The sequence below is a fragment of the Trinickia symbiotica genome, assembly GCF_002934455.1.
In the GTDB taxonomy this organism is placed as follows: domain Bacteria; phylum Pseudomonadota; class Gammaproteobacteria; order Burkholderiales; family Burkholderiaceae; genus Trinickia; species Trinickia symbiotica.
The window spans coordinates 76,071-88,536 of record NZ_PTIR01000006.1 but is presented as its reverse complement, the minus strand read 5'-3'; the positions used below and the strand labels follow the sequence as shown (position 1 = coordinate 88,536).

The 12,466-nt window shown below is 65.5% G+C and carries 9 protein-coding genes; 7 read left to right on the top strand and 2 right to left on the bottom strand.

Translation table 11 applies throughout. From position 1 onward, the window contains the following. The first annotated feature begins 57 nt into the window (after window positions 1-57). Window positions 58-1,311 (top strand): acetylornithine deacetylase, encoded by a 1,254-nt coding sequence (gene argE, locus B0G57_RS11025; protein WP_026230194.1) that lies wholly within the window; start codon window positions 58-60, stop codon window positions 1,309-1,311. A 35-nt stretch (window positions 1,312-1,346) separates the two neighbouring features. Next, window positions 1,347-2,366 (top strand): pyridoxal-phosphate dependent enzyme, encoded by a 1,020-nt coding sequence (locus tag B0G57_RS11020; RefSeq protein ID WP_018443498.1) that lies wholly within the window; start codon window positions 1,347-1,349, stop codon window positions 2,364-2,366. 55 nt (window positions 2,367-2,421) lie between these two features. Here B0G57_RS11020 and B0G57_RS11015 read toward each other — a convergent pair whose 3' ends face one another. Then, a complete protein-coding gene (locus B0G57_RS11015) occupies window positions 2,422-4,908 on the bottom strand; it encodes a penicillin-binding protein 1A (RefSeq protein WP_026230195.1) in 2,487 nt (828 codons plus the stop codon). Window positions 4,909-5,466: 558 nt separating this feature from the next. On the opposite strand from B0G57_RS11015, the gene B0G57_RS30880 reads away from it, so the two are divergent. The 4 genes from B0G57_RS30880 (at window position 5,467) to B0G57_RS10995 (ending at window position 9,904) form a co-directional block, all read left to right on the top strand. Next, window positions 5,467-6,051 carry a plasmid mobilization protein gene (locus tag B0G57_RS30880; RefSeq protein ID WP_158256611.1) on the top strand — a complete coding sequence of 195 codons (585 nt, stop codon included), beginning with the start codon at window positions 5,467-5,469 and terminating at the stop codon, window positions 6,049-6,051. 337 nt (window positions 6,052-6,388) lie between these two features. Then, window positions 6,389-7,069, top strand: a complete 681-nt coding sequence (locus tag B0G57_RS11005) for a PspA/IM30 family protein (RefSeq protein ID WP_018443501.1) — start codon at window positions 6,389-6,391, stop codon at window positions 7,067-7,069. A gap of 154 nt (window positions 7,070-7,223) precedes the next feature. Further along, window positions 7,224-8,408 carry a tetratricopeptide repeat protein gene (locus tag B0G57_RS11000; RefSeq protein ID WP_018443502.1) on the top strand — a complete coding sequence of 395 codons (1,185 nt, stop codon included), beginning with the start codon at window positions 7,224-7,226 and terminating at the stop codon, window positions 8,406-8,408. A gap of 11 nt (window positions 8,409-8,419) precedes the next feature. Beyond that, window positions 8,420-9,904, top strand: a complete 1,485-nt coding sequence (locus tag B0G57_RS10995) for a flavin-containing monooxygenase (RefSeq protein WP_018443503.1) — start codon at window positions 8,420-8,422, stop codon at window positions 9,902-9,904. A gap of 55 nt (window positions 9,905-9,959) precedes the next feature. Here B0G57_RS10995 and B0G57_RS10990 read toward each other — a convergent pair whose 3' ends face one another. After that, window positions 9,960-11,594 (bottom strand): methyl-accepting chemotaxis protein, encoded by a 1,635-nt coding sequence (locus B0G57_RS10990; protein WP_018443504.1) that lies wholly within the window; start codon window positions 11,592-11,594, stop codon window positions 9,960-9,962. A gap of 402 nt (window positions 11,595-11,996) precedes the next feature. Here B0G57_RS10990 and mscL point away from each other — a divergent pair, with 402 nt between their 5' ends. After that, window positions 11,997-12,443, top strand: a complete 447-nt coding sequence (gene mscL / locus B0G57_RS10985; protein ID WP_018443505.1) for a large conductance mechanosensitive channel protein MscL — start codon at window positions 11,997-11,999, stop codon at window positions 12,441-12,443. Window positions 12,444-12,466: the final 23 nt, after the last annotated feature.

Here is a 12,466-nt window from a genome sequence, read left to right as displayed (position 1 = left end):
TTGGGGGCATAGGGGTTTTTTCGGTATGATCGGATGACCATGAATCGGAGTCTTGTCATGTCGCACGAAGTCGAGTCGGCGCATCGGTCACCCTCCTCGTCCCCGCCCCCGGCTTCTCCCGCTCCTTCATCTCCCGTCAGCCTGCAGTGGGTCCAACGGCTCGTGTCGATGGATACGACGAGCCGCCTCCCGAACATCGGGCTGATCGAGACTGTGCGCGATGCGCTGGCCGAGCGCGGCATCGCGGCGACACTCACGAGCGACGAACACGGCCACGGCGCGCAGTGGGCCAATCTCTTCGCGACGATTCCCGCGCACGACGGCGCGACGAACGGCGGCGTGGTTCTGTCGGGCCATACCGACGTCGTGCCCGTCGACGGTCAACAATGGGATAGCGACCCGTTCAAGCCCGAGGTTCGCGACGGCCGGCTATACGGGCGCGGAACGTGCGACATGAAGGGATTCATCGGCGCGGTCATGGCGCTCGTGCCCGAGATGCAGGCCGCCAAGCTGGCGAAACCCATTCATCTCGCATTTTCGTTCGACGAGGAAGTAGGCTGCGCGGGAGCGCCGCTCATGATCGCGGACCTGCAAAAGCGAGGCTTGAAGCCGGAAGGCTGTATCGTCGGCGAGCCCACGAGCATGCGTCCGATCGTCGCGCACAAGGGGATTCACGCCTACCGGTGCTGCGTGCGTGGCCGCGCGGCGCATTCGTCGCTGACGCCGCAGGGTCTCAATGCGATCGAGTATGCGGCGCGCCTCATTTGCCATATTCGCGATGTGGCGGACCAGATGCGCCGCGAGGGACCGTTCGACCAATGCTTCGATGTGCCGTTCACGACGGCGCAAACGAGCACGATCGAAGGGGGCAATGCGATCAACACCGTGCCGGCCGAATGCCGCTTCGCATTCGAGTTCCGCAACCTGCCCACGCTCGATCCCGCCACGATCTTCGCTCGAATCGAGCGCTACGCGCAGGAGACGTTGCTGCCGCAGATGCGCCGGGAGCACCCGAACGCGGCCATCGAATTCACGGCTATCGCCTCGGCGCCAGGGCTCGATGCGATGGAGCAGAACGCCATCACCGAGCTCGTGCGCGCGCTGACCGGCGACCGCGCAACGCGCAAGGTGGCCTACGGCACCGAGGCGGGGCTCTTCGCGCAGGCCGGCGTGCCGAGTGTCGTCTGCGGCCCCGGCGACATTCAGCAGGCCCATCGCGCGAACGAGTATGTGGAGCTCTCGCAACTGACGGCCTGCGAAGAGTTCTTGCGCAAGTTCATCCATAGCATGTCGGTCGACGCGCGCGTCTGACGCGTTTTTCTCGCCATTCAACGATCGCTTCCCACATGTCCACCGCCACGCCGCAACACACAGACCATACGATCGATACCGAGCCGATTCCGACACTCGACGCCATCGCGACGCAGCATTTCGCGCTTGCGCCATGGGTGCTGCGCACGCCCGTGTTCGAACGGCACGATTTCCCGTCGCTCGAAGGCACGAGCATCAATTTCAAGTTCGAGCTGCTGCAGGCGAGCGGCAGCTTCAAGGTGCGTGGGGCGTTCACGAATCTGCTCGCGCTCGACGCCTCTCAGCGCAGCGTCGGCGTGACCTGCGTTTCGGGCGGCAATCACGCCGCGGCGGTTGCCTATGCGGCGATGCGGCTGGGCACGAGCGCGAAGGTCGTCATGTTCCGCACGGCGAGTCCCGCGCGCGTCGCGCTATGCAAGCAGTACCGTGCCGAGATCGTCATCGCGGACACGCCGGCCGAGGCATTCGATCTCGTGCGCCGGATCGAGGCTGAGGAAGGACGATTCTTCGTGCATCCGTTCAACGGTTATCGGACCGTGCTCGGAACGGCGACGCTCGGCTACGAATGGGCAACGCAGACGCCCGATCTGGACGCGGTGATCGTACCGGTCGGCGGCGGCGGGCTCGCGGCCGGCGTATCGACGGCGCTGCGCCTGGCCAATCCGCGTGCGCATGTCTACGGTGTGGAGCCGGAAGGCGCGGACGCGATGTCGCGCAGCTTTGCCGCGAATCACACGATCAAGATGGGCCCGATGCATACGATCGCCGACTCGCTGATGGCCCCTTACACCGAGCAATACAGCTATGAACTCTGCCGGCGGCATATCGACCGCCTCGTGACGGTCACCGACGACCAGTTGCGCGCGGCCATGCTCAAGCTGTTCCAGCAACTGAAGCTCGCGGTGGAACCCGCCTGCGCGGCGGCGACAGCGGCGTTGCTCGGGCCGTTGCGCGAGACATTGCAAGGCAAGCGCGTCGGCATCCTGCTCTGCGGTACGAATACCGACCCAGCGACGCTCGCGACGCAGCTCGAGCTTGCCGCGGCGCGCGGCTGACCGACGAACCGCGAACCAGCCCCCGAGGCCGCAAAGCGGCCTCCCTTCCCCAGCGTTACGGCCGATTGTCCTCGAACATATTGAGGATCTGCTTCTTCTCTTGAGTCGTCACCTGCGGCGGCGGAACGGTCGGTGTCGTCAAGCCTGCCGGCCCGATGGTGCCGAGCGCCTCGCTCGCGCCGCTCTCGCCCGCGAGCGCGGTGCCCGAATCGACGCCGATGCTGGCCACGAAGCCTGTGCCGGGCGTCATGTCGGCGTAGTACAGCTCACCGTTGACGGTGGTCACGCCATCGGGCATCGGCATCTGCTCCTGCGGCACGCCACGCAGCGCACGCGACATATAGTCCACCCAGATCGGCAGCGCGAGCTGCGCACCGAACTCGCGGCTGCCGAGACTCTTCGGCTGATCGTAGCCCATCCATGCCACAGCGACGAGCGTCGGCTGGTAGCCGGCGAACCAACCGTCCTTCGCATCGTTGGTCGTACCGGTTTTGCCCGACAGATCCGAACGGTGCAGCACGTTGGTACCCGCGCCCGTCCCCGCTGTCGCGACCGAATGCAGCAGGCTGTTCATGATGTACGCGTTCGCCTCGCTGATGACGCGCGGCGCGTCGCGCCCGGCGACGATCGGCTGCGCCTTCGAGATGGGCTGGCCGCGTGCGTCGTCGACTTCGGCGATCAGGTACGGGTTGACGCGATAGCCGCCGTTCGCGAAGACGGCGTAGCCAGAAGCCGACTGCAGGGGAGTCACGAGCCCCGCGCCGAGCGCCATCGGCAGATAGGGCGGCGTCTTGTCGGCGTCGAAGCCGAAGCGCTGCGTCACATAGTCCTGCGCATACTTGGTCCCGATATAAGAGAGGATCCGGATCGAGACGAGGTTCTTCGATTTTTCGAGCGCGACGCGCATCGACATCGGACCGTCAGGCTGATCGTCGTCCTTCGGTTCCCAGGCATCGCCGCCCGGCGTCGTCGGCGGGAAGTAGAGCGGCGCGTCGTTGATGATCGTCGCCGGCGCCAGTCCCTTTTCGAGCGACGCCGAATAAATGAACGGCTTGAAGCTCGAGCCCGGCTGGCGCCATGCCTGCGTCACGTGATTGAACTTGTTCTTGTTGAAGTCGAAGCCGCCCACGAGCGCGCGGATCGCACCGTCTTGCGGCGAAAGCGAAACGAGCGCGCCCTCGACTTGCGGCAGCTGCGTGATCTGCATGTTGCCCTTCGCATCGGGCATCACGCGCACGATCGAACCGGGCCGAATCCGTTGCGCCTGCGTCGCGCGCGGGCCCAGCGCAGACGCCACGAAACGCAGACCGTCGCCGGTCACGTTCGCCGTCGTGCCGTCGACGAATTGGACCGTCACCTGCTTCGGACTCGCCGCCGTGACGACGCCCGCGACGATCTCGCCGTCGTCGGGATGGTCCGCGAGCGCATCGTCGATCGCCTCGTCTCGCTCGTCCTTGTCCGCCGGCAGCTCCACGAACCCTTCGGGCCCGCGATAGCCGTGCCGCCGCTCGTAGTCCATGACGCCCTTGCGCACGGAGTGATAGGCGGCGTCCTGATCGGCCGAGTCGATCGTCGTCACGACCGAAAGCCCCTTCGTATAGGTCTCGTCCTTGTACTGCGCATACATCATCTGCCGCACCATCTCGGCGACGTATTCGGCATGCACGCTGTACTCGTTGCCCGAGACCTTCGTGTGAATGTCTTCCTTCACGGCCTGGTCGTACTGGTCCTGCGTGATGTAGCGCAGATCGAGCATCCGCTTGAGGATGTATTCCTGGCGGATCTTCGCGCGCTTCGGATTGACGATCGGGTTGTAGGCCGATGGCGCCTTCGGCAGCCCCGCGAGCATCGCCGCCTGGGCAAGCGTAATGTCCTTCAGGTCCTTGCCGAAGTAGACGCGCGCCGCCGCCGCGAAGCCGTACGCGCGCTCACCCAGATAGATCTGGTTCATGTAGAGCTCGAGGATCTGATCCTTGGTCAACGCGCGCTCGATCTTGTAGGCGAGCATCATTTCGTAGATCTTGCGCGTGTACGTCTTCTCGCTCGAGAGGAAGAAGTTGCGGGCCACCTGCATCGTGATCGTGCTCGCGCCCTGCGAGGCGCCGCCGTGCATCAGATCAGCCGTGCCGGCGCGCAGGATGCCGATGAAATCGACGCCGCCGTGCTCATAGAAGCGATAGTCCTCGATCGCGAGGACCGCTTTTTTCATCACATCGGGGATGTCGGCGAAGCGCACGAGCTTGCGCCGCTCCTCGCCGAACTCGCCGATCAGCACGTGGTCGGCCGTATAGACGCGCAGCGGCACCTTCGGGCGATAGTCGGTCAACGCGTCGAGCGACGGCAGTTGCGGCGCCATCACGATCAGCGCATAGCCGACGATGAGCGCCCCGACGACGGCGAACGTCGCGAAGAGTCCGGCGATCGTCAGCGCGATGCGCGTGCCGAGCGAGCGGCGGCGCTCCGAACGAGCGGAACTGCCTCCCGGAGTATTGCGGCCATCGGCCTCGGAATCGGAAGATGGGGGTCTTTTGATGATCGGCATGACGGCATGATCGGCGCGGCTCACCGCACCGGTTTGAGCACGCCCGATGGGCGGCGCTCGGGGAATCGAGTCGTGATTCTAAGTGTAAAACCTGCGAAGGCGCCGCGCCCGTCTCAGGGCCCGCTGGGCGAGGCAACTGCGCATTGTAAAGAAAACGCCCGCTCGGCAACGGAATTTTTTGTAAAAATTCCCGACGTTCATCGATGTTCGCTCCCGCACGGCCTCTCGGCCGGTTATCAACAGAAAATGTGCAAAGCCCTGTGGAAAAGCGTCAGGAAAGCAAGGCAAGTCGTTGATGCAGCGGGAAATGTGCCAAACCGCACATTTGTGCGCACTGCCCGACGAGAGAGGGTCCGCAAGCTGACCGTCTTTGTCGGACGCCCGCCGCTGATTCGGCCAGGCGCACCGAGCGGCCCGTTATGGGAGGCAAGCAACGTAAGCTCGTAGCCACCCTTTTTTTGTCCGGGGGGAGCGTCCTATGATAAGAGGGTGCCCTGCTGCAGAAACGGCACGCTCGTCCACTGGCCTACTCTTTCATTCATGCCCGCGAGCCGACCCATGAAAAACAGCAGCGAACGTCTCGTCGTCTTCGTCACGCCAGCCCAGAAGCACGCCATCACCGCCCGAGCGCGCGAGCTCGGCGTCAGCGTCAGCGAACTGTTGCGGCGCGCCCTGCTCGCCTACGACGGCACGGCCGAGCAAGTGCGGGCCGCGCGCATCGTCGGCAACTGGCGCACCGGGCAATCGGTCGATGCGCTGAACGAAACGCTGCGGCAACTTGCGCAAGTGACAGCGGCGGCGCGGCCCGCCGCGCCCGCCGCGCCCGCCGCGCCCGCCGCGCCCGCCGCGCCCGCCGCGCCCGCCGCACCCGCCGTTCCGACGCCCGCGCCCGGGCTCGTTTCGCCGCCTGCCGTCGAAGCCGAGGAACGGGAGCAGCCGGTCTCGGTCGCAGCCGCCGTCGCGCAGGCGCTGGAGCTGCGCGGTGAAGACGCCGATGCCCCCTCCGAGGATCGCAGTCTGGACGCCCAAACCGTGGCGCGCATGGCGGCGCGCTGGATGGCCGGCACCCGGGACGCCGACCATGCGGCCGAAATCGATGCCGCTGCCCTACCCATGGCGAGACAGGCCTGGTCGGGCACCTGAATACTCGCCGCATACAGATACAGCGTTCTTCAGACCTCCTCCGCCCGCTTCTCGCCCGCCGGGCCGAGCAACGCGACAGGACGGCCATCTGCGCCCGACCTGACCCGCCACTATTTTTAAGGCCGTTTTAACACGGCACTGTTGTAATATCCGCCGGCGGGAAAGAAGGGTCGCGCGGCGCTCGCGTTTTTTCGCGAGAACGCTATTGCAAATGCAGAATGCGGCCCGACATCCGCCAGAAGCGGGGATACCCCCCGCCCGGCGAGGCGGCGTACAGTATCGAGGAAACGCCCGCCCGCACGTCATTCGTCCGGCGCCGAGTCAACAGGAGGCTTTCATGTCGCTATTCGACACCATTTCGCGCACTGTCAAAGGGTTGCTGAACGATGCGGCCGAGTCCGTGCAGGATCCTTCGCGCGATGCGCGCCAGATCGTGCGTGAGCTCGACGACAGCATCGCCAAGGCGGAAAACTCGCTCATCGAAATCGAGGCCCAGGTCGCGACGCAGCAAAGCAAGCGCGATGCGGCCGCCGAAAAAGCCCGCAAGTACGAGGATGGCGCCAAGCGCGCACTGCAGGCAGGCAACGAAGACTTGGCGCGCGAAGCGCTCGCGGCTCAGGCCAATGCGGAAGCCGAGCGCGACGCCCTGGCGCACGAGCTGACGACGCTCGAGCCTTCCGTCGAACAGCTCAAGAGCCAGATTGCGGACATGCGCCAGCGCCGCAACGATCTCAATGCGCGCTCGAACATCCTGCAAGCGAAGCAGCAAATCGCCCAAGCCAAGGACACGGCGGCGACGGCGCTCGGCGGCATCGGCGGCAAGAATCTGTCGGAGGACTTCCGCAAGCTCGAAGACAAGGTCGCGCTCTCGAATGCGCGCTCGGACGCGCGGTTGAATTCGGCGGACGTCTCGAGCGGCAAAGCGCTCGACGACAAGCTGGCCGCGCTCGATCACGGCCCGTCCGTCGACGAGCGGCTCGAAGCACTGAAGAAGCAATTGAACACGCCGGCGCAATAGGAAGCGAGCGATCGCGCGCAGGGCATCGCGGTATCGGCCGACTGGAGGTGCAAGCGATGTCCGAAAGTCGTCATATGCGGCCTCGTTGCACGATGCTTGCGGTATCGACATCAGGATTGCCACGGAGACGGGCGCGCCGCGCCCGGTTCAGCCAATGAAGAGACTTCTCGCAGCCGCAAGCGCATCGCTGCTGCTGCTGATTTCGGGACTCGCCTTCGCGGTGCCGAGCGCACAGCAAGTCGAGCGCGCGATGGCGCAAGGCAACTGGCAGCAGGCCGATGCCGAGCTGACCCAGGTGTTGCAGGCGCATCCGAACAATGCGCACGCCCACTATCTGTACGGCCAGGTGCTCGCGCGCGAGGGCCGCTTCGCCGACGGCCTCGCGCAGATCGAGCAGGCCAAGACGCTCGACCCGCAAATCCGTTTCACCGATCCTTCGCGCTTCGCGCAGGTCGAGGCGCGCGTGCGGGCCGCCGCCAATCGCGTCGGCTCGACCACGGGCACGACGGCCACGACGGCGACGGCGCAGCAAACGCCGGCCGCTCCGCCGGCAAGCGCACATAGGGGGCCCTCGATGGCAGCTTGGATCGGCATCGCAATCTTGATCGCGGCCATTGCGCTCGTGCTGCGCTGGACACTGCGCCGCGCGCGTTCGTCCGAAGACGGCCGAGCCGACGACGAGCGCCGCGAGCAGTTGAAGCGCGCCACCGAGCTGCTCAACGCAACGCGCTCGCTCAAGCTCGATGCGCGGCTTTCGACGGCACCCGGGCATGAGACCCTTGCCAGCGAAGTCGAAGGCGTCGAGACGCAGCTGCGCGAGCTCGTCGAAACCCTCTCGGGCGGCAAGAATCCGGTACCCGCCTATCGACTGGAGGAACTCGAGCGGCAGCTGGCAAGCCTCAAGGCCCGCACCGAAGGACGGCCGGATCCGAACGTCGCCGCATCGGCGCCGGGCGCGTATGGCGCGCCGAATGCCTCGCCTTACGCGCAGGAGGCCGACCGCTTCCAGCAGCAGGCGCCGCAGCCACCCTATCAGCAGCCGCAGCAGCAGCCGACCGTCGTCGTGCAGCAAGGCGGCGGCGGCTTCGGCGGCGGCATGGGCGGGCTCCTGACGGGCGTGCTGCTTGGCGAAGCGCTTTCGCATGGGCGCGACCGCGTGGTCGAGCGAGACGTCTACATCGACGACGAGGAAGCCCGCCGGCGAGCCGAGCGGGGCGATAACGGCGGCGGCGTCGATTTCGGCCAAGGCTCGAACGACTGGAGCGACGATAGTAGTGGTGGTGGCGGCGGCGTCGACTACGGCAGCGACGATTCGGGCGGCGGCTGGAGCGACACCTGAGCTTGGCCGGCATGCCGCGCGAGGCTGCCCGAACCGCGCCGCCTCGCATTGCGATCATCGGTTGCGGTTTTGCCGGCATCGGCATGGCCATCCGCCTGATGCGGATGGGCCTTGGCACGTTCACGATCTACGAAGCGGGGGCCGACGTCGGCGGCACGTGGCGCGAAAATACCTACCCTGGCGCCGCCTGCGACATCCCTTCGCACCTCTATTCGTTCTCGTTCGAGCCGAACCCGCTCTGGTCGCGCACCTTCGCCTCTCAGCAAGAGATACTTGCGTATCTGAAGCGTTGCGCGAACAAGTACGGCCTCATGCCGTTCATCCGCTTCAACGCGCGCGTGGCGGCGGCGACATTCGACGACGACGCCCGGATCTGGCGGCTGGAGCTCCTGGCGAACGGGACCAGGGAGACCGTCGAAGCCGACGTCGTCATCGCAGCGAACGGTCCCCTCTCTCGGCCCGCACTGCCGCGAATCCCGGATATCGAGCGTTTCGCCGGCAAGCTCTTTCATTCCGCTTGCTGGGATCACGAGTATGCGCTCGAGGGTAAGCGCATCGCTGTTGTCGGCACGGGCGCGAGCGCTGTCCAATTCGTGCCGCGCATTCAGCCGCGCGTCGCGCACCTTTCGGTCTTTCAGCGCACGCCGCCGTGGATCATGCCGCGCCGCGATCGCGCGATCAGCGAGCGCGCGAAGACACTTTTTCGAACCTTTCCATTTACGCAACGTCTCGTGCGCTATGGCCTTTACTGGCAGCACGAAGTGCGCGCGCTCGGCTTCGTCGTGAACCCGAAGCTGATGAAGCGGCCGATGGCGTTCAGCCTCGGCTACCTTGCCCGCCGGGTAAAGGATCCGGTGCTGCGCGCGAAGCTCACACCCGATTACCAGCTCGGCTGCAAACGCGTACTGTTGTCGAGCGATTACTACCCCGCGCTTGCGCAGCCCAACGTCGATCTCGTCACGGCGCCGATTCGGGAAATCGTCGCCGACGGAATCGTCACCGAGGATGGCAAGCATCACGCGGTCGACGCGATCATTTGCGGCACGGGATTCAAGGTCAACGACGCGGGCGCGCCGTTCTCCGTGACCGGCGTCGATGGCGCCGACCTCGATACACTCTGGCGGCGCGAAGGCCCGCAAGCCTATCTCGGCGCGAGCATCGCCGGTTTCCCGAATTTTTTCATGATCACGGGACCGAACACCGGGCTCGGACACAACTCGATGGTCTACATGATCGAGTCGCATATCGGCTATGTCGCCGATTGCCTGCGCACGCTGCAGCGACGCCGCGTGCGTACGATGGAAGTTCGCCATGAAGCGCAGTGCGCGTTCAACGAGCAACTGCAGCATGCGCTGCGGCGCTCCGTCTGGCAGACGGGGTGCCGGAGCTGGTATCTGTCCGAGAGCGGGAAAAACACGGCACTGTGGCCCGGATTCACATTTTCGTTCCGGCGGCTCACGCGACGTGTGCGCGCTGGCGATTATCGTTTTCTGTAGCCGCCGGTCGCGACGATGGTGACGAAGGGTCGGCTACGGCTGCCCGGTATCGACGCTATGCCGAAAACGCCGGTTCCGGTCGCAAGCGACTCGCCGTCGCGGCCACCTCGACTGGCTGCGACGGCGCCCGCGCCAGTGGGGACGCGGCGACCCGAAACTCGGCCACGGCCGCGTCGAGCCGCGCCGCCTGCTCTTCGAGCGACGCCGCGGCGGCCGCGGCTTGCTCGACGAGCGCCGCGTTCTGCTGAGTCACGGTGTCCATCTGCATGACCGCGCGACCGATTTGCTCAATGCCGTTCGACTGCTCGCCAGAAGCCGCGCTGATCTTGCCGATGATGTCCGTCACCCGGCGCACCGCGGCCACGACTTCGTCCATCGTCGAGCCGGCGCGTGCGACGAGCGTCGTGCCGGCCTCGACCTTGCCGGCCGATTCGGCGATGAGGGCCTTGATTTCCTTGGCCGCGCTCGCGCTGCGTTGCGCGAGGCTGCGGACCTCGCCCGCGACGACGGCGAAGCCGCGCCCCTGCTCTCCCGCGCGCGCCGCCTCGACGGCCGCATTGAGCGCAAGGATGTTCGTCTGGAATGCGATGCCTTCGATGACGCCGCTGATATCGCCGATCTGATGCGAGCTCGAGGCGATATCTTCCATCGTCCGCACGACGTCGCCGACAACCTCACCGCCCTTCGTCGCCGTACGCGATGCATCGTCGGCAAGCCCGCTCGCCTCGCGCGCATGCTCGGCGTTCTGCTTGACGGTCGCCGTCAGCTCCTCCATGCTCGCGGCCGTTTCGGCGAGCGAGGCGGCCTGCTGCTCCGTTCGTTGTGAAAGATCGGCGTTGCCCGAAGCGATCTCCCGCGCACCGTGCATGATCGCCTCCGAGCCGCTACGCACGCGCGATACCGTGGCGGCAAGCGCCGCCTGCATCCGCTGCAAGCCTTCCAGCAATCGCCCCATCTCGTTGCGACGCCTCGCGTCGATCGAGCCGGTCAGATCGCCCGAAGCAATGCGCTCGAAATGCCGGATTACACCGTCGATCGGCCGCACGACGGCCGCGACGAGTGCCGTCCGGGCAAGTGCGCCGACGATGAGCGCGGCAATCGCGATGACGGCGGCGCCGACCGCCAGCGTATGAAAAGCCGCCTGCGCGCGATCATAGCGAGCCTGCTGATGCCGGACCTGCAACGCTTCGAGCGCGCCGATCGCGGCGTCATAGCGCGTGTAGAGCGCATTCGCCGTGCGCCCTTGCAGATTGCGAAACGCGTTGAAGTCGTTGTCTTGCAGCGCCTTGAACTCCGGCTCGACGGCTTGCGCAATGAGCGCGCTGCGGGCCGTGCCGACCGCGTCCGCGAGCTGCGCCTCCTCGGCGTCGCGCGGTTTCTTCAGATATTCGGCCCATTCGGCGTCGCTTTCTTTGATCACATCATGCGCTTTCGGCAACATGTCGTCGGACGCCTCGCCCATCGCAAACAGCGTTTCGTAGCTGCTGAGCGCGAGCCGCACCTGCAGCATGCGCTCCGAGCTCGTTTTCAGATGCGTCAGCGCCGCCGTGTCGGTGGCGAACATCTGTTTCAGCGCGTTATTGCTCTGGTTGAGCCCGAGCATCGCAACGGCCATCGTCGCAACCAGCGCGAGCGTATAGCCCGCGATCGTGAGCGTCAGCCCCCCGCGTATCGTCAAGCGATTCAGCATGGTATCAAGCGCGTGCGCGCCGAAAACGGAAGCGCACGGTTCCTTAGTAGTGGTGTAAAGCGCGCACGGATGGCTCTCTGACGGAGCGTTTTTTACTACCCGGTCTGCTGCGAGCGGTCTTGCGGGCGCGTCGTGCGTGCGAAGGCGCGACCTCATCTTAACGTGGCATTTCAGGCGCGCAATGCAGGTAACTCACTACGGCCGCGACTATCAAGGTATGCGCCGCGCCGCCGTAAACACAGGGATCGAGTCCGTCTCCTCCTGCGCCTCACGGTTTGTCGCGCGACGCAACGACACCAAAAAGAAACGCCCGCCCTGTACGAACACTCTGGCCGTTCGCTATCATGGCCGCGGACGCGCAGCTTTGCCGCCACGCGCGCCGTTCATAAGGAGGGAACAGAGATGAGCATCGCAAAAGAATTTAAGGAATTCGCCCTCAAGGGCAACGTGATGGATCTCGCGATCGGCGTGATCATCGGCGGCGCCTTTTCGACGATCGTCAATTCGATCGTCAAGGATCTGATCATGCCGGTCGTCGGCCTGGCCACGGGGGGCCTCGACTTCTCGAACAAGTTCATCCGGCTGGGCGACATCCCGCCTTCGTTCAAGGGCAACCCCGAGTCTTACAAAGACCTTCTGCAGGCGGGCGTGGCCGTGTTCGGCTACGGCTCGTTCATCACCGTTCTGATCAACTTCCTGATTCTCGCGCTCATCGTGTTCGCGATGGTGAAGTTCATCAATGCCCTGCGCAGGCCGACGCCCGCGGAGGCTGCCGCACCGGCGCCGACGCCCGAAGACGTCCTGTTGCTGCGCGAAATTCGCGACGAACTGAAGCGCGCGCCGCGCTGAATATCGGCGGGTCGAGCTCGCCA